This window comes from Phycisphaerales bacterium (genome assembly GCA_040217175.1).
Lineage (GTDB): Bacteria > Planctomycetota > Phycisphaerae > Phycisphaerales > UBA1924 > JAHCJI01.
Genome location: JAVJNT010000001.1, coordinates 622,444 through 639,230 on the forward strand (window position 1 = coordinate 622,444; position 16,787 = coordinate 639,230).

The 16,787-nt window shown below is 67.4% G+C and carries 16 protein-coding genes; 11 read left to right on the plus strand and 5 right to left on the minus strand.

Annotated elements, in window-relative coordinates:
• Positions 1-60: 60 nt before the first annotated feature.
• From RIA68_02720 to RIA68_02765, 10 genes are all read left to right on the plus strand, one after another.
• Positions 61-981, plus strand: coding sequence for a fatty acid desaturase (locus tag RIA68_02720; GenBank protein ID MEQ8316348.1), 921 nt, complete (start codon positions 61-63; stop codon positions 979-981).
• 103 nt (positions 982-1,084) lie between these two features.
• Positions 1,085-1,888: a polyprenyl synthetase family protein gene (locus tag RIA68_02725; GenBank protein ID MEQ8316349.1), complete on the plus strand. Its 804-nt coding sequence runs from the start codon at positions 1,085-1,087 to the stop codon at positions 1,886-1,888.
• Between the two features lie 276 nt (positions 1,889-2,164).
• The gene (locus RIA68_02730) at positions 2,165-2,647 is read left to right on the plus strand and encodes a hypothetical protein (protein MEQ8316350.1); all 483 of its coding nucleotides are present in this window, start codon (positions 2,165-2,167) and stop codon (positions 2,645-2,647) included.
• A 69-nt stretch (positions 2,648-2,716) separates the two neighbouring features.
• A complete protein-coding gene (locus RIA68_02735) occupies positions 2,717-3,526 on the plus strand; it encodes a bacteriorhodopsin-like (protein ID MEQ8316351.1) in 810 nt (269 codons plus the stop codon).
• A 54-nt stretch (positions 3,527-3,580) separates the two neighbouring features.
• Positions 3,581-5,164 carry a phytoene desaturase family protein gene (gene crtI / locus RIA68_02740; GenBank protein MEQ8316352.1) on the plus strand — a complete coding sequence of 528 codons (1,584 nt, stop codon included), beginning with the start codon at positions 3,581-3,583 and terminating at the stop codon, positions 5,162-5,164.
• Entirely contained in the window at positions 5,161-6,132 is a 972-nt protein-coding gene (locus tag RIA68_02745) for a phytoene/squalene synthase family protein (GenBank protein ID MEQ8316353.1), read from the plus strand. The genes crtI and RIA68_02745 overlap by 4 nt, the downstream gene beginning before the upstream one ends.
• Positions 6,129-7,307, plus strand: a complete 1,179-nt coding sequence (locus tag RIA68_02750; GenBank protein ID MEQ8316354.1) for a lycopene cyclase family protein — start codon at positions 6,129-6,131, stop codon at positions 7,305-7,307. The genes RIA68_02745 and RIA68_02750 overlap by 4 nt, the downstream gene beginning before the upstream one ends.
• Positions 7,304-8,275, plus strand: a complete 972-nt coding sequence (locus RIA68_02755) for a Brp/Blh family beta-carotene 15,15'-dioxygenase (protein MEQ8316355.1) — start codon at positions 7,304-7,306, stop codon at positions 8,273-8,275. Before RIA68_02750 ends, RIA68_02755 begins: the two co-directional genes overlap by 4 nt.
• A 141-nt stretch (positions 8,276-8,416) precedes the next feature.
• Positions 8,417-9,403: a hypothetical protein gene (locus tag RIA68_02760; protein ID MEQ8316356.1), complete on the plus strand. Its 987-nt coding sequence runs from the start codon at positions 8,417-8,419 to the stop codon at positions 9,401-9,403.
• A 103-nt stretch (positions 9,404-9,506) separates the two neighbouring features.
• Entirely contained in the window at positions 9,507-9,764 is a 258-nt protein-coding gene (locus RIA68_02765) for a hypothetical protein (GenBank protein ID MEQ8316357.1), read from the plus strand.
• A gap of 132 nt (positions 9,765-9,896) precedes the next feature.
• On the opposite strand, the gene sat is transcribed toward RIA68_02765, so the two are convergent.
• Positions 9,897-11,108, minus strand: a complete 1,212-nt coding sequence (sat, locus tag RIA68_02770; protein MEQ8316358.1) for a sulfate adenylyltransferase — start codon at positions 11,106-11,108, stop codon at positions 9,897-9,899.
• A 129-nt stretch (positions 11,109-11,237) separates the two neighbouring features.
• Positions 11,238-12,464: a glycosyltransferase family 4 protein gene (locus RIA68_02775; protein MEQ8316359.1), complete on the minus strand. Its 1,227-nt coding sequence runs from the start codon at positions 12,462-12,464 to the stop codon at positions 11,238-11,240.
• 105 nt (positions 12,465-12,569) lie between these two features.
• Here RIA68_02775 and cysC point away from each other — a divergent pair, with 105 nt between their 5' ends.
• Positions 12,570-13,199 carry an adenylyl-sulfate kinase gene (gene cysC, locus RIA68_02780; protein MEQ8316360.1) on the plus strand — a complete coding sequence of 210 codons (630 nt, stop codon included), beginning with the start codon at positions 12,570-12,572 and terminating at the stop codon, positions 13,197-13,199.
• 9 nt (positions 13,200-13,208) lie between these two features.
• On the opposite strand, the gene RIA68_02785 is transcribed toward cysC, so the two are convergent.
• Genes RIA68_02785 through RIA68_02795 form a run of 3 tightly spaced genes read right to left on the minus strand, consistent with a single transcriptional unit; the run spans position 13,209 to position 16,597 of the window.
• Positions 13,209-13,502 (minus strand): hypothetical protein, encoded by a 294-nt coding sequence (locus RIA68_02785; protein ID MEQ8316361.1) that lies wholly within the window; start codon positions 13,500-13,502, stop codon positions 13,209-13,211.
• Between the two features lie 18 nt (positions 13,503-13,520).
• On the minus strand, positions 13,521-15,248 hold the full coding sequence (gene gltX / locus RIA68_02790; GenBank protein MEQ8316362.1) for a glutamate--tRNA ligase: 1,728 nt from the start codon (positions 15,246-15,248) through the stop codon (positions 13,521-13,523).
• Positions 15,249-15,283: 35 nt separating this feature from the next.
• Complete coding sequence (locus tag RIA68_02795) at positions 15,284-16,597, minus strand: S8 family serine peptidase (GenBank protein ID MEQ8316363.1); 1,314 nt, start codon at positions 16,595-16,597, stop codon at positions 15,284-15,286.
• Positions 16,598-16,787 lie beyond the last annotated feature (190 nt).

Below are 16,787 nucleotides of genomic sequence, written 5' to 3' on the forward strand. Positions count from 1 at the left end.
CCGAGCATCGGTTGGCGGCGTGGGTTGGCCTCGTCGCGTGGTCGGTCAATAGTTCTCTGCATGACCGCCATCGACACGCACGCCCCCGACGCAGCACCCGACCAGCACGACCACGACCGCCCCACGCCCGGCGACGAACGCCGCTCCGGGCTGCGGCTGCATCGCGGGAACACCGTCATGATCATCGTGGGACACGCGCTGTGCCTCGCCGCGCCGTTCGTCTTCTCGTGGAGCGGCCTGGCCTGGTGCCTCGTGCTGTTCTGGTTCAGCAGCGGCATCGGCATCACGCTGGGCTGGCACCGGCTGCTGACGCACCGGTCGTTCCGCACGCCGCGGTGGGTCGAGCTCGCGCTCACTGTCGTCGGCTGCCTCAGCCTCCAGCACGGGCCCATCGAGTGGGTCGGCACGCACCGCATGCACCACGCCCACACCGACGGCGACGAAGACCCGCACTCGCCCACGCACGGCTTCTTTTGGTCGCACGTGCGCTGGACGTTCTTCAAGACCGAGCCCGACCCCAGGCAGTTTGCCAAGGACCTGGTACGCGACCGCACCATCGCCCGCATCGACCGCGTGTACTGGCTGTTCCCGCTGTTGCTCGCGGCGGTGCTGCTGGTGGCGGGCGAGTTCATCCGGCCCGGTCTTGGCATCAGCTGGGTGGTCTGGGGCGTCGCGCTACGCACCGTGCTGGTGTTTCACGCGATCTGGTTCGTGAACTCGGCCGCGCACACCTGGGGCTACAAGAACTTCGAGGACGCCAGCGACGACAGCCGCAACAACTGGTGGGTCGCGATCATCGCCTTCGGCGAGGGCTGGCACAACAACCACCACGCCGACCCCAGGTGCGCCGCCCACGGCCGCCGCTGGTGGGAGTTCGATCCTACGTGGACGACGATCCGCCTCATGCGCCGCGTGGGCCTGGCGTGGGACGTCAAGGACCCCGGCCCGCTGCCCGAGCGGCGCGTGCGAGCAACCCCGTGACCAAACCCCTGGACGAGCCGGCGCCCAACACCACGCGCCCGTAGACTCTTGCGGAGCCCCTTGGCATGAAGCGGGGCGCCGGCCGAGCCACGACGGGGTGCCAATGACCAGTCCTTCCCATCCAGGCTTCGAGGATGCCATGCTGCTCGAGGTCGGTCGGCTGCCCGTCGAGGTGCGCACCGTCGCCGGTGAGTTCTGCGCGAACGGCAAGCGGCTCCGACCGAGGCTCGTCGAGGCCTTCGCCCTGGCCCATGGCGCCGATACCGATTCGTGGCATCGCTTCGGCGTGGCCGTCGAGCTGCTACACAAGGCGAGCCTGATCCAGGACGACCTCCCGATCATGGACGACGACGAGATGCGCAGCGGGATGCCGGCCGTGCACGCCGCATCCTCTCCAGCGCACGCACTGCTCGCGTCGGACGCGATGATCGGCCACGCGTTCCGCCTGGGCGCCGAGTCTCCGCACCCGGCGCACGCCGTCACGCTCATGAGCGACGCGCTCGCCTCGCTGTGCAGCGGCCAGCTCAAGGACCTGCACCTTGCGGGCGAGCAGGCTTCGGCCGACTGGTCGCAGATCGCCGACGAGAAGACCGGCGCGCTGTTCGCGCTGGCCGCCAGGCTGGGCGTGCTTGCGGCGGGCCGAATCGACGCCGAGGCCCACGCGGTCGCCCAAGGCTTCGGCGTGGCGCTCGGACGCCTGTACCAGCTCTTCGACGACGTTTCCGACGGCGACACGAGCGCTCCAAAAGCCTCGCTGGCCGAGCACCGCGACGCCATCCTGGCGCTCGTGGAGCGCACGCCCCGGCCCGCGGCGCTTCTGAAATACGTCGAGCAGCTCAAGAAGCTCACCGAAAAAGTGCTCGGGCGCCCGGGTGCGACGCCTCCCGCATCGCCGCCGGGTTCTTAGCCGCACCGCACGGTCGTCTTCTTCCGATCTCCCTCGTCGCATCTCGGCCAACCCGCGTCCCGCGGGGGGTATCTGTCATGAGATGCCTTGAACGTGCGTCACTCGCGACAAGCGGATGCTCGATAGGGATTACCGGCAAACCTGCGGGAGAGCCCGTTGCCGTGCCGCGATGCCGATCTGCAAGGTAAGTTGTGGCGGTATGCTCGCATCGCAACGCGAACACCTGCCGACTTGGCGTGATGCTTCGTGTGCTTGCTGCAGAACGTGAGTTAGAACATGACCTCGCATCGTGTCCACGCAGGCAACGGCACCACCATGACCGATCAACGCCACATCTTCGGTTCGGCCCTCGATTTGTTCGCGGCTGTGCTCGGAGCGTGCGTGTGCGTCGCGTGGCTCGTCGTGTTCCAAGACCGATTCATCGATGGTGCGACGTGGAGCGGCCTGAACCCCGGCGGCGGTGGACCGGGCTTCCTGCTCATCGTCTCGGCCGGCAGCCTTGGCTTCTTCATTCGCTCCAAGACGGCCAGGACGATGGCCGCCCTTCCGGCGATCGTCTACGCGGCGGTGTTCGCGGTCGCGTGCGGCGCCTGCTTCGCGCTCATCGCTTCGCAGCTCGTGACGCTGCCCTCAGACATGATCATGTCCATGGCGTCGGCCGTGACCGGCGCCTATTTCGTACCCCGAGTCGTGTCGTCTGTACTCAACGAAAGCTGGAAGCACGCACATGCCGCGCGTGCATACGACGGCACGGAGTAGTTGTTCGGTTGGTAGTTCCTCTTTGAAAGGCGGGCCGGACCCACTCCGAACCCGAGGAAGGAGCACGCAGTGCCAGATCTGAGTTCATTCGAGTTCAACGTGGTGTACAACCTGCTGTCGCTGACGGTCGCGACGATGGGTGCCGCCACGCTGTTCTTCTTCTTCGCTCCCAGGGTGAACAAGAAGTACAAGGCCGCCATGGTCATTACCGGCCTCGTGACGGCCATCGCCTGTTATCACTACTTCCAGATCCGCATCTCGTTCGGCAACGCGTTCGCGCTGAATGACGCGGGCGTGTACGCCGCCACCGGGAAGCCGTTCAACGACTTCTACCGCTACGCGGACTGGCTGCTGACCGTGCCGCTGCTGATGGTTGAGCTCATCGCCGTGATGGCGCTGACCAAGGCCGAGACGGCCAAGTACCTCCGGATCCTGATCCCGGCGGTGCTCCTCATGATCGTGCTGGGCTACCCGGGAGAGAACGCCATCTCGACCGGTGGTAGCGCCGCCGCCATCTGGGGCTGGTTCATCGCCAGCATGATCCCCTTCTGCATCATCCTCGCCGTCCTCTTCACCCAGCTCAGCGCGGCCATCGAGAAGCAGCCCGCCGAAGCGCGCGGCCTGATCAACCTGGCCCGCATCGTGGTGCTCATCACCTGGTCGTTCTACCCGATCGCCTACGTCATCGGTGCCTTGGGCTCGGGCGGTGAGTCCGGCATGAGCACGACCGCCGTCGTCGGCCTCCAGGTCGGCTACACCATCGCCGACATCACGGCCAAGGCCGGCTTCGGTGTCGTCATCTACATGATCGCTCGCAAGAAGAGCGAGATCGAAGGCCTCGACGAGGAGGCCCGGGCAACGGCCGTCGTGCCCGCGTAAGAGATTCGTGTCATCCACGGTCGCGGCGATTAGCGTCGCCGCGACCGCTTTCTCGTGCAGCACGCAACGCTCCAATCCGAGCCGCCCGGGGCGGCAGCCACCACGGCCTCGCCCGGCCGCCCGGCGGTCCTCGACTCGGGCCGACGCACCGCAGTCGTGATTGGCGCCGGCTTCGCGGGCATCGCCTCCGCTCTTCGTTTGGCCGCTGCGGGCTGCAAGGTCACGCTCGTGGACCGGCTGCCCGAGATCGGCGGCCGCGCACGGACCTTCGAGCGAGACGGGTTCACCTTCGATGCCGGCCCCACCGTCATCACCGCCCCCTACCTGCTCGACGAGCTCTTCCAGCTCTTTGGCGAATCGCTGCACGACCACGTCGACCTCCGCCCGGTCTGGCCCTGGTACCGCGTGCAATGGGAAGACGGCCGGCACTTCGACTACGGCGGCGACCCCGACACCATGTGCGAGCAGATCGCCCGGTTCGAGCCTGCAGACCAGGACGGCTACCGCCGCATGCTGCGAAAGGCCGAGGAGATCTACCGCATCGGCTACGAGGGCCTGGGCGACCAGCCCTTCGACACCGCGGGCTCCATGGTGCGAGCCGTGCCCGACATGATCCGCTTGGGAGCCCAGCGCTCCATGTACTCGTTCGTAGCGTCGCACATCAAGAACGAGCGCTTGCGTCAGGTCTTCACGTTCCAGCCGTTGCTGGTGGGCGGGAATCCGTTCACGACGTCTTGCATCTATGGGCTCATCCAGCCGCTTGAGCAGAAGTTTGGCGTCCACTACGCGATGGGCGGCACGACCGCGATCGTCAAGGCCCTCGAAGGGCTGCTCGTTCGGGCCGGCGTCGAACTCGTCCTGGGCGACGCCGTCTCCCGGATCGAGACACGCTCGAATCAGATCGCTTCGGCGCATCTCGAGTCCGGGCGAGAGGTCAGGGGTGACCTGTTCCTCTCCGCCGGCGATCCGGTCACGCTGTATACCAAGCTGCTGCCACCGAGCGGGCGGCACCTGCGGACGCGGCTGCGTGCCAAGTCCATGAAGCTCTCGATGGGCCTGTTCGTCTCCTACTTCGGTACGTCGACCGAGTATCCCGAACTGGCGCACCACACGATCCTGCTGAGCGACCGCTACAAGTCGCTGCTCAAGGACATCTTCGACCGGGGCGTCGTGCCCAAAGATCCGAGCCTGTACGTGCACGCGCCCACGAGGTCGGACCTGTCGATGGCGCCCCCGGGACACGAGTGCTTCTACGCCCTCGCACCGGTGCCCAATCTCAAGCTCTACGACGATTGGCAATCCCGGGCCGACCGGTACCACGACCTGGTGCTCGAGCGCATCGAGAGCCACCTCGCCCCCGGACTGCGACAGAACCTGGTCACCAAGTTTGCCGTGACGCCCCAATATTTCGAGAGCGAGCTCGAATCACCGGCCGGCGCTGGCTTCAGCGTGCAGCCCGTGCTCTCGCAGTCGGCCTACCTGCGCTTCCACAACCGCTGCCCGCACTACCGCAACATGTACCTCGCGGGCGCAGGGACCCATCCCGGAGCCGGAATCCCCGGAACGCTCTGCACCGCCAAGACCGCGATGCGATGCATGGTCCGCGACAACGCCGTCCCATCGGAGGCCCTCGGATGAACGCGAACGCCGCGAGCGACCATCCCACCCCGGCAGAGCAGGTCTACGGAAGCGTCGACCCTGTAGAGATCCTGCGACGTTGCGGACGCACGTTCTACAGCGCGTCGCTCGTCCTGCCCCGCCGCGTGCGGCAAGACTTGGCCCTCTTGTATGCATTGTGCCGCGCCATCGACGACAGCGCAGACGCCGTCGACGGCTCCGAAGATCACACGCCCGAAGCGCTCCTCGACGAGATCGCCTCGGGGCTTCGCGGAGCGCACGACCGCTCGCCCGTCGTCAATGCGTTCCGATCGCTCTCCGATCAATACCACATCCCGCTCGTCCTCCCACAGCAGCTGATCGAGGGCGTCCGGTGCGACCTCGGCACCGTCCGCGTCCAAACCGAGGACGAACTGCTCCGGTACTCCTACCGCGTCGCCTCGACCGTGGGGCTGATGATGTGCCGCATCCTGGGCGTCGATCCACGGGGCGATTCCTTTGCGGTCGACCTCGGCATCGCGATGCAGCTCACGAACATCGCCCGAGACGTCGCCGAAGACGCACGGACCGATCGCGTCTACGTCCCCGCCGAGTGGGTCGACGCCGAGCGGGTGCTCGCGACCGTGCAGCACACCGAGCCCGGCGTAGGGGAGCACGCCGGCGAGGTCTGCCTCGCCGTTCAGCGGCTGCTGGACACCGCCGAAACCTACTACGAGAGCGCGGAGCTCGGAATGCACTTCCTGCCGATTGCGGTCCGCGGCGGCATTCGCTCGGCGGCTTGGAACTACCGCGCCATCGGCGGCGTCGTTCGACGCGACTACGAACGCGCCCTGCGACAGCGATCGAGGACCAGCGGCGCCGGCAAGGCCCTCCGCACCATGGCCGCCCTGTGGGCCTCATCACTCGAATCGCTCCCCCTCGGACCCTCCGACACGCACGACGAGTCGCTCCACGGCGCGGTACGAGCGTTGCGGGTCGCCTCGGCATGAGCGCACTCCAGCCCGGCAGCCGCATCGCCATCGCCGGCGGAGGTTGCGCGGGCTGCTCCCTCGCGTGCGAGATCCTCGCCCGATGCCCGGGCGTGCACGTCTCGGTCTTCGAGCCTGCGGCCAGCCTCGGGTCCCGCCGGACATGGTGCTTCTGGGACGTGCGGCCCCACCGCTTCGCCGACGCGATCCACACGCGGTGGAATCGTGTGCTCGTCCGCTCAGCGCGCATCGACGTCGAAGTCGACGCCTCGTCCTATCCCTATTCGTGCATCCGGGCGGAAGATTTCTTCCGAGTCGCTCGAGAAGCGATGTCTTCCGAATCATGCACGATCAGGCTCGGAACTTCCGTCGAGGCGATCTCCGAGCGAGACGATGGCGTCGAGCTCTCGCTCCGCACCGGCGATGGGGCGTCGACGGAGCGATTCTCGCACGTGTTCGATGGCCGTCCGCCCGCCCAGCCGTCGCACCCGTCGAACGAACCCATGCTCCTGCAGCACTTCGGCGGCATCGAGATCGACACCTCATCTACTCCCGTCGATCCCAGCGTTGCGACGCTCATGGACTTTGGCGTCTCGCAGCATCACGGCGCTCACTTCATGTACGTCCTGCCGTTCCGTGCCGACCGGGTCCTCGTCGAGTCGACGTTCCTGACGACCGGCATCCCCGAAGGGATCGACTACGAGTCGAACGCCGCGGACTATGCCACGAGCGTGCTGGGCGTCGACCCCACCCGCATCGTCTACCGCGAGTCGGGCGTCCTGCCCATGACCTTGCGACCGCTCGGGCCGGCGTCGACGCCCAGGATCTGGGCGATCGGCACACGCGCCGGCATCGGTCGTGCCAGCAGCGGGTATGCGTTCGATGCCATCCAGCACGACGCTCGCAGGATCGTGGACGCCCTTCGTTCGAACGCACCGAGGCCTCGTCCACCCCGCCCGCGGGTCTTGGGTGCGCTCGACCGCGTTCTGCTGTCCCTGCTCGACGCCCAGAATGACGCGGCCCCCGACCTGTTCTCGCGGCTCTTCCGTGACGCCCCAACGGACGGACTCATCAGATTCCTCGGCGATGTGCCGCGACCGCTCGACTACCTCGCCGTAATGTGGGCTATGCCAAAGGCACAGGTCATCCGCCACGTGCTCGCACACCCGTCGGCTTGGCCACGGTTGGTCGGATGATCGCCTCGACCGAGGCGCCGGCTCCGATCGACGGCCGTTCCGTGTTGGCGATGTACACGTGGGCCATCAGCGTCGCCACGCTGGTCGCGGGCGCCCTCGTTCTCGCCTTTGGTTCGCCACCGCCGCTGACATCCGCGATCATCATGGTGGTTGCGGTCGCACTCATCGGTCTGCCGCACGGCGCGTACGACCTCGAAGTCGCCCGGCGCATCTTCGCCCATCGCCTCGGCAACGCCTGGTGGCTGCTCTTCGGCATCGCGTACCTGGCGTTGGCGGTGCTGGGCCTGGGGTTGTGGTTGGTGTTGCCTTGGGTCGGCCTGACCTTGCTGCTCGTGGGCGGTGCGATCCACTGGGGGCTCGATGATCTCGAGTGCGAACATACCAGCCGACGCACGAGGACGTGGCTCGCCCTGAGCCGGGGAGCCATCCCGGTCGCGAGTCCGATGGCTTTCCACAGTGAAGCGGTGTCCACGATTTTCTCCGCGATCCTCGGGGCCCAAGAAGTCGATGCGTCGCTCGTTCGCGTGGCGGGGGTCGTCTGGCTCGTTCTCGCGTGCCCTGGCATCCTCGCCTCGGTGCTGTGGGTGAGCCACGCAGCGCCCGCCGCAAGGCTGCGAGTCCTGGTCGAACCCCTCGTGCTCATCGCGTGGTTCGCCGTCGCCCCGCCGATCCTTGCCTTCACGATGTACTTCTGCTTCTGGCACTCGGTGCGACACTCGCTCCGCTCGGCCATGGCAGCCGCTCCGGGCGCGTCGGTGCGTGCTGCGATCACACGGTACCTGAGGGCCTCGGCGTTGCCGACCGTGCTCACGTGGGCCCTCGCCGCTGCGGCCGTCCTGATCTGGTCCGGGCTTGGGGATGCCGTGCAGTTGAGCTGGAGCATCGTGTTCATCGGGCTGTTCGCGTTGACCATCCCGCACGTCACGCTGGAGTGGTTCGAGAGCCGAGCTCGACCCGCAGGAGCATGACGAATGGACCGGCTGGTCCTCGCGAGGCGGCGGGAACCCTACGTCCCTCGTTGTTCCCCCCAAACGCGTGGGATGCCGCTACGCGAATCCCCGCCGAACCGAGCTTGGTGAGGCGATTCCGGATTCGATTGAGGTTCGGAGATGAGTCTCTCTACTGAACAAGCCTGCGCCACGCTGCTGGACCCCGCCATCCAGCCGCTCTCCCGTACATACGACCGGCTCTACTCGCCCGCCAACCTGCATCGCCTTGAGGTTCTGGTGATGATCGCCGCGTGCGCGGGGTTCATCGTCAATGTCGCGCTCATCTTCGCCGCACGCCGCTTTGCCGACATGGACCTGCCGGTGCTGCGGATCGTCAACACGAACTACTTCAGCGCGATCTACACGCCCTTCAGCTTCATCCTCTTCTACGAGGTCTTGATGCTGGTGGTCGCGCTGCCCAAGTCGCTGTCCATCGCGGTGGCCAAGCAGTACGAGATCATCTCGCTCATCATCGTGCGCGGCGTCTTCAAGGACATCGGCGAGTTGGAGAGCCCCGAGCAATGGGCCAGCCAGGTGGGCGACGTGCTGGTGCTGCTGGCCGACATGGCGGCGGCGCTGGCCATGTTCGCGCTCGTCGCGGTCTTCTACCGCCTGCGCAAGCGCAGCCCGCTGCGCCTCGACCCCAACACCATCACGGCGTTCGTCTCCTTCAAGAAGGCCGTCGCGGTGGTGCTCAGCATCATCTTCGTGGTCGTCGCGGTTGTTGGCCTCGTGGGCTGGTTGTGGAGCGTGATCGAGAGCTCGAAGGCGGGCGAGGTCAAGGGCATCGACACCGACCTGATCTTCTTCCCCAGGTTCTTCGAGATCCTGATCTTCAGCGACGTACTGATCCTGATCGTCTCGTTCTCCATCACCGACGGCTACCAGTACGTGTTCCGCAACGCGGGCTTCGTCATCTCGACCATCCTGCTGCGCATCTCGCTCACCTCGCCCAAGCCCCTCGACCTGGCCGCCGCCCTCACCGCCATGGGCTTCGGCATCGCCGTGCTGGCCATCTTCAACACCTACGCCAGGCTCGGGAAGGACAACGACGCGGGCGACGGGCCATCCGGAGCCCTGCCCGCGGACTCGACCGATTCGACCTAGCTCCGCACTCCTGCGCGACCGAGAGCGACGGATTCGTTTCGGCCACCGCCGACTCCACCCCTGGGCAAGAACCGATTCAAATCTCCCCTGCTATCCTCTGGCAGTGCGGTGCCCAAACTGCAAGTACGACATGCGCAGGATCGACGAGCGGCGCTGCCCCGAGTGCGGCTGCCGACCGCACGTGATCTTCGCCGACCGGGCCGAGCGCCGCCACCGACGCCGCCGCATCGCGAGGGTTGTCGGCTTCTGGGGCGGGCTGGCGATGGTCGTGGCCCTCATCTGGGCCATGTCGTACTTGCAGGTCAACGCGGACGAACTCAGCCAGAAGAAGGGCTTTCGCCTGTTGTACGGCTGGCGGTGAGGCACACCCAATCACGCCCGGCGCCACGCCGGCCGTTCAGCGCCTGCCCGCGTCTGCTCCACGCCCCTGACGCACGAAATGAAAGAGCCCGGACTCGCGCCCGGGCCTCGCTCGAACAGACGATCGCAAGCCTCAGCTCGTCGCCCACTTGATCAGCACATCAGCAACCTCCGGCCGCGTGAACTCGCCGGGGGGGCGCTCGCCCTTGGCCAGCATCTCGCGGACCTTGGTGCCGCTCAGGAACACCTGGTCGCCCTCGATCTTGGGGAACGTCTTGCCGCTGACCATGCCCTGGGCCTTGTGGCTCCACGCGGCGTGCTCGAACTTCAGCGGCGTGATCTTGAGGTCGCCGACCGCACCGGTCGTCACCTGGTCGACGAGCGTCTGCGCGTCGTACGTGCCGTAGTAGTTGCCCACGCCGGCGTGGTCGCGGCCGACGATGAAGTGCGAGCACCCGTAGTTCTGGCGGACGATCGCGTGCAGGATGGCCTCGCGCGGGCCGGCGTACCGCATCGCCGCGGGCATCACGGTCACCATCGTGCGATCGGTGTTGAAGTAGTTGTCGACGAGCACCTCGTAGCAGTCCATGCGGACGTCGGCGGGGATGTCGCCGGGCTTGGTCTCGCCCACCAGCGGGTGGATCAGCAGGCCGTCGGTGATCTCCTGGGCGCACTTGCACAGGTACTCGTGGGCGCGGTGGATGGGGTTGCGAGTCTGGAAGGCGCTGACCGTGCTCCAGCCCTTGCCCTCGAAGGCCTCGCGCGTCTGCGCGGGCGTCAGCCGCTTGTCGAGGAACGCCTCGGGGCCGTCGGGGTCCACGCACACCGTGACCACCTCGATCGGGCCGGCCAGGCACGTATCGCCTTCCTTCTTCACCGCCTCGGCGCCGGGGTGCTGCCCGTCGTCGTCGCCCGGCTCGTTGAAGAAGATCGTCGCCTCGGCCTCGCGGTCGTGGGCGAAGACCTCCTTAACGGTCATGACGGCCTGCAGCTCGCCGTTGGGCGCATAGAGCGCAACGCGCTCGCCCTGTTTCGGGGCCTTGCTGCCGTCAACGCTCAGCGTGATCGGAATAGGCCACCGCACGCCGCTCTCGAGCCGCATGTCCTCGATGACGCCGCGGACGTCGGCCGAGCCCATGAAGCCCGTGAGCGGGCTGAAGGCGCCCGTCCCGATCATCTCGACGTCGCACGACTGCTTCGCCGAGAGGTCGACGCGGGCCAGGCCCTTGGCCTCGGCGACCAGCTCGTCGCGGCGAGCGCCGTCGGCCACCTGGTTCACCAGGGTGCCGCCATGGGGCTCGATCAGGGACTTGGTGGCCGACTTCGGTGCCATCGTCGCGGGCATCGCATCCTCCTTGGAGGTGTTCTTGGAGTTGTTCGGGCCCGGGGCGCCACGGGCGACCAATCCGGGGAATGGAGATGTTACGTCGCATGCCCGATGGGAGCAAACCCCGAGGGCCGCCGGGGCCGGAATTCACCGGGCTTTCTGGCGATTCCGGGCCTGCTGGGAGGCAAAGCGGATGGCCGCCTCGTGCCCGTCGACCATGTTCTCGACGGTGCATCGCTCCAGGACCGTCTGGCGGCCGGCTTCGCCCATCGCCCGTGCTGCCGCGGGGTCTTCGACCAGCCTGGCGATCGCGTCGGCCAGCGACCCCGGCTCGCCCAGGTCGACCAGCAGCGAGTTCCGCTCGTGCTCGAGCACCCACGCCTCGGGCGGATGATCCCACAGGTTCTGGTTGGTCACCACCGGCACGCCGTAGCCAAGCGCGTGCAGGACGCTGAGGCCGATGAAGTCCGGGTAGCAGAACGCCGTGGCGGACAGGAACCACGGCGCAAGCTGCTCCTCGCCGTAGATCGCCCCGGGCATGACGACGCGGTCCGCGATTCCCAGCTTGCGCGCCAGCTCCAGCAGGTGCTCGCGCTGGTCGCCGTCGCCCACGAGCGCGACGACCAGGTCCGGGCAGCGATCGCTCAGGCGCGCCGCCGCGTGCAGCAGCAGGCCCATGCGGTTCTGCGCATACAACCGAGAGACGAACAGCACCACCGGGCCACGATCAAGACCGTGCTCACGCTTGAAGGCGGCCAGACGCTCGGGATCAGCGAGCCACTGCTCGCGCGCCGCCTGGATCGGGCTCTGGTCCAGCGCGTTGAGCGCCACGAATAGCCGCTCGGGGTCGAGCCCCTCTTCGATCAGTCGCTCGCGGGCCGGGTGGTTGTACAGCACGATCGCGTCGGCCTTGCGACCGATCCAGTTGCGCAGCCGCCGAGACCACTTCGTGTCCCGCACCGAGTAGCCGTGCCCCCACACGACGACGCCCACCCCCCGCTTCTTCGCCCGGCAGATCGCCGGCAGCAGGCTGGGCACGCCCGAGTTGTGCTCCAGCACTGCCACGTCCGCCCGGGCGGGGTCGACCGCCTCGAACTGGGCCGACACCCACCGGACCTCGCGAGGCCGCTTCAGCAGGAATCGCTCGCGCACCTGCCTCGCTTCGAACCCCTCGGCCGCCACGTTGGGCAGCTTGGCCTTGTCGCTGAACAGCACTTCCACCGAGATCCCGGGGCGCCTGGCAAGCTCGGCGAACACTGGCACGCGGTACGCCGGGAGCGCCGGCTGCTGGAAGCACACGCGGATCGTCCGATCGTCGGGCCGCTTGCCGGGCTGGTTCTCGGGCTTTTCGGGGGCAGTCTCGGGCACGGTCATGGCGGCAACGCTATCGGTTCCCCGGCGGTAGGCCGTCTACGATCTCTTCCCCGAGGGGCCGAATCCGGGGCTCCCCGGGCCACGAGAAACCGAACAGGAGGCGAAATGACCCAGACCACCGGTCAGGTGAAGGCGACCAACATCCACTGGCACGAGGGCGACCTCAGCCGCGACGAACGCTGGGGCGCTCTCAAGGCCAAGGGCGCCACGGTCTGGTTTACGGGCCTCAGTGGCTCGGGTAAGAGCACCATCGCCAGCGCCGTCGAGCAGGTCCTCGTCAAGCGTGGCGTCAACAGCTACCGCCTCGACGGCGACAACGTCCGCCACGGCCTCAACAAGAACCTAGGCTTCAGCGCCGACGACCGCACTGAGAACATCCGCCGCATCGGCGAGGTCAGCAAGCTCTTCGCCGACGCTGGCGTCGTCAGCCTGACCAGCTTCATCAGCCCCTACGTGCGCGACCGCGACCTCTGCCGCCAGATGCACGACGAGTCGAAGCTGCCCTTCCTCGAGGTCTTCGTCGACACCCCCCTCGAAGAGTGCGAGAAGCGCGACCCCAAGGGCCTCTACAAGAAGGCCCGCGCGGGCGAGATCAAGGGCTTCACCGGCATCGACGACCCCTACGAGGCCCCGCCGAAGGCCGAGCTCGTCTTGAAGACCGAGGGCCGCTCGATCGACGAGTGCGTGCAAGAGGTCCTGAGCTTCCTGGAGAGCAAGGGCATCGTCCAGGGCTGAAGTTCGAGCCTACTTCACGCGTCGCAAGCGCTGCGGCTTGGCCTTGGGCACCTGCTCGATCAGGCCGCGCGCTTCGAGGTCCTGCTTCACCGTCGTGACGTACCAGAGGACGCTCAGCCCCTTGGGGTAGGCGTCCTCATTCAAATGGTCGACGACCAGATCGCCCAGGTCGCCGAAGAGCACGCCCTCGTCGTCTTTTGGGATGACCTTGAGCAGCGCCCGACGCATCTCGTCGTACTTGCTCTTCTCGATGTTGACGCCCGCCTTGCCCTGCGGGTGCAGCGTCATGATCCGCTCGGCCATCCCCACGAACCTCCTCCGCTAGCTCTTCACTTCGTGGGCCGACAGGCATCGCTCGATGCGGGCGAGCGCCTTCGCCCTGCCCACGAGTTCCAGCGTTTGCCCCAGCCCCGGGCTCACCGTCCCGCCCGTCATCGCCACACGCAGCGGCTGGGCCGCCTTGCCCATGCCCAGGCCCTTGCCCTCGCACCATTGCTTGATGGCCGCCTCGATCGCCTCGGCCTCGAACGGCTCGACCGCCTCGAGCACCGGCCCCAGCTCACGCAGCGCCGCCAGCCCCTCGCCGTCGTTCTTGAGCAGCACCTTGTTGACGGCCTTCTCGTCGTACCCGAAGCCGTCATCCAGAGCAAACGCCACCACGCCCGCCGCCTCACGCAGCACGCGCGTCCGCTGCCGCGCCGCAGCAGCGGCCATAGGCAACTTCTCGCCCAACGCTTCGAGCGTCGCCCGGTCGTACCGCTCGAGCCACGTCCGCCATTCGCCCGCGAATCGCTCGTCGCTCATGCGGTTCTGGATCTCGTCGGCGTTGAACGCCATGAGCTTCTCCCGGTCGAACTTGCTCGCGCTCTTGCCGATGCGGTGCAGGTCGAATTTCCGGGCCAGCTCGTCCATCGAGAAACGCTCGACGTCGGTGCCGTCCTCGTTCTTCTCGCCCGGGTTCCAGCCCAGGAGCGCGAGGTAGTTGCACAGGACGTGCGGCAGGTACCCGCTGCGCCGGAAGTCCTCCACGTCGATCTCGGGCGGGGTGAAGCCGATGGCGCCCGCGAGCCGCATCAGGTCGTCCGTCGCGAGCTGCGCTCGCTTGTCGCCAAGCCACGCCTTAAAGCTCCCGTCATCGATGGTGCCATCGGGCGCAGCGTCGATCTTCTGCTCCTTGCAGAACGCCCGGACGGCCTTGTCCTTGTCCCGCTTGCTCATCTTGCTGTTGTCGGGGTTGAAGATCAGCGGCAGGTGGGCATAGACGGGCGTGCGATACCCCAGCGCCTGCTGCAATGCGACGTGCCGGGGCGTGTTCTGCAGGTGCTCTTGCCCGCGCAGCACGTGGCTCACGCCCATCGCCTGGTCATCGACGACCACCGCGAAGTGGTACGTGGGGAACCCGTCGGCCTTACGGATTACGAAGTCATCGAGCTCGCCCGCCGCGAAACGCACCTCGCCCAGCACCGAGTCGGCAACGACGACGTCGTGGTCGGGAGCCTTGAAGCGCACCACGTGCCGCTCGCCCGCCATCATCCGGCTGAGACGCTCGGCCTCGGGGATCTCCAGGGCCGCCCGGTTGTAGCGGTACGTCTCGTTGGCATCCTGGGCCGCCTTGCGCTTGGCGTCCAGCTCGTCGGCCGTCTCGAAGGCCGGGTACGCACGCCCACGCTCGAGCAGCTCGGCCAACGCCATGTTGTACGCGTCGACCCGCTCGGCCTGGAAGAACGGCCCCACGCCCCGCGGGTCGCCGCCCAGCTTCTTCTGGGCGTTGGCGTGCTCGGGCCCCTCCTGCCAGTCGATCCCCAGCCACGCCAGGTCCTCGAGGATGCCCGCGACGGCCGCCTCGCTCGAACGCTTCTGGTCGGTGTCCTCGACGCGCAGCAGGAACGTCCCGCCCCGGCCCTTGGCGAAAGCCCAACAAAAGAGCGCGGTCCGGGCGCCTCCCACGTGCAGATGGCCCGTGGGCGAGGGCGCGAACCGCGTGAATACCCCGTCAACCGGGGCGGGCTGGCCGTTGCTGGCCGAGACGTTGGCGTGTGCGTCGCTCATCGCGAGATGCTAGCGACGCACACGCGCAGGCGGCGTCAGCAGCCGGTGGCGAACAGGTTCTGGAACTCCAGGAAGTCGAAGATGTTCAGGTCGCCGTCGCCGTTGATGTCCGCCTCGCTGTCACCCAGGTCGAAGGCGGTCTGGAACGCCAGGAAGTCGAAGATCGTCAGGTCGCCGTCGCCGTCAAAGTCGGCGATGCAGCCCGAACCCACGTCGAGCGCCGCCTCGGCGTTGACCAGGCCGTGGCCGAAGCTCGTGTCGAAGCCCGGGGTGCCCAGGTCGATCGCCGTGTCGATCATGAGCTGGCGGACCTCGTCGTTGACGCGGCCGTTGCCGTTGGCGTCCTGGATGCCCGCGCCGATGATCAGCGCCGCGACGCCCGCCGCGTGGGGCGAGGCCATCGACGTGCCATCGAATTCGGCGTAGCTATCGTCGCGGTTCGACGTGGTCGAGTAGACCCGCACGCCCGGGGCGACGAGCTCCAGGTTCGACCCGCCCTGCGAGAATCCAGCACGACGGTCGCGGTCGTCGGTGGCGCCTACCGCGATCACGCTGTCGTAGCGGGCCGGGGTGCTGATGGCGGCGCCCCCACCGTTGCCCGACGCCGCAAAGTGGATGACGCCCGCATCCCAGGTGTTGTCGTATGCCTGGCGGAGCAGCGACGAGTCCGGCACGGTGAAGCTGCTGTTGGTGACCTGGATGTCGTTGTCCAACGCCCACTGCAGCGCGTTGATGGCGCCCGACGACGACGGGGCGAACGTTCCGACCTTCAGCATGTACAGGTCGGACTCGGGCGCGACGCCGATGGCTCCGTCACCGTTTGCGACCGCCGCGACCGTTCCGCTCACGTGCGTGCCGTGGCTGAACGGATCGCTGAAGTCCGAGGTCATCCGCTCGAAGTCGTAGCCGAAGACGAAGTTGTCGGCGATGTCTTCGTGCGTCGCGCGCAATCCCGAGTCCATCACGCCGACGGCCACGCCCGTGCCGCGCTCGCCGCCCGCGTGCGTGACCTCGCAACCGATACGACGCACGCCCCACACCTGGTCGTACTCGGTGAAGTAGGTGCCGATGGCGTTGGGCTCGATGCCGACCACGCCGCCGTTGAGTGCCAGGAGCTGGGCCGCCGCCCCCGCGGGCAGCGTCGCGTGCATGCCCGGCACGACCGTCCACACCCGGTGCACGACGCCCCCCACCGACTCGACCAGCGCCACGTCGGCGGGCGTTGGGTTGGCGGCGAATTCGATCAGCACGTCGTCCGTGGTCACGGCGTCGTCGGCGAGCGTCGTGGGAGCGAGCAGGCCGCAAGCCGACAGCGCGGCCGCGGCAACGGTCAAGGGGGCACGGTTCATGTATCAAACTCCTAACAGTCTGGGTGGGCAGGCGACGCGGGCAGACGAGCTTCGACTGGGAGCCGGCCATCCTGGCCGCTCCAAAAGCCCTCCGTCAAAGAACATACCGCCAGTCGCGGCTATTCGAGACCGAGGCCCGTTCTTGAGTTTCTACTCCCAGCAACATCCGCCGTTACAAGCCGCAGGGTTT

Coding starts and splice junctions, on each gene's coding strand:
- RIA68_02720 (MEQ8316348.1), top strand. CDS start 61: ATGACCGCCATCGACACGCACGCCCCCGACGCAGCACCCGACCAGCAC.
- RIA68_02725 (MEQ8316349.1), top strand. CDS start 1,085: ATGACCAGTCCTTCCCATCCAGGCTTCGAGGATGCCATGCTGCTCGAG.
- RIA68_02730 (MEQ8316350.1), top strand. CDS start 2,165: ATGACCTCGCATCGTGTCCACGCAGGCAACGGCACCACCATGACCGAT.
- RIA68_02745 (MEQ8316353.1), top strand. CDS start 5,161: ATGAACGCGAACGCCGCGAGCGACCATCCCACCCCGGCAGAGCAGGTC.
- RIA68_02750 (MEQ8316354.1), top strand. CDS start 6,129: ATGAGCGCACTCCAGCCCGGCAGCCGCATCGCCATCGCCGGCGGAGGT.
- RIA68_02755 (MEQ8316355.1), top strand. CDS start 7,304: ATGATCGCCTCGACCGAGGCGCCGGCTCCGATCGACGGCCGTTCCGTG.
- RIA68_02760 (MEQ8316356.1), top strand. CDS start 8,417: ATGAGTCTCTCTACTGAACAAGCCTGCGCCACGCTGCTGGACCCCGCC.
- sat (MEQ8316358.1), bottom strand. CDS start 11,108: ATGCCCGCGACGATGGCACCGAAGTCGGCCACCAAGTCCCTGATCGAG.
- RIA68_02775 (MEQ8316359.1), bottom strand. CDS start 12,464: ATGACCGTGCCCGAGACTGCCCCCGAAAAGCCCGAGAACCAGCCCGGC.
- cysC (MEQ8316360.1), top strand. CDS start 12,570: ATGACCCAGACCACCGGTCAGGTGAAGGCGACCAACATCCACTGGCAC.
- RIA68_02785 (MEQ8316361.1), bottom strand. CDS start 13,502: ATGGCCGAGCGGATCATGACGCTGCACCCGCAGGGCAAGGCGGGCGTC.
- gltX (MEQ8316362.1), bottom strand. CDS start 15,248: ATGAGCGACGCACACGCCAACGTCTCGGCCAGCAACGGCCAGCCCGCC.
- RIA68_02795 (MEQ8316363.1), bottom strand. CDS start 16,597: ATGAACCGTGCCCCCTTGACCGTTGCCGCGGCCGCGCTGTCGGCTTGC.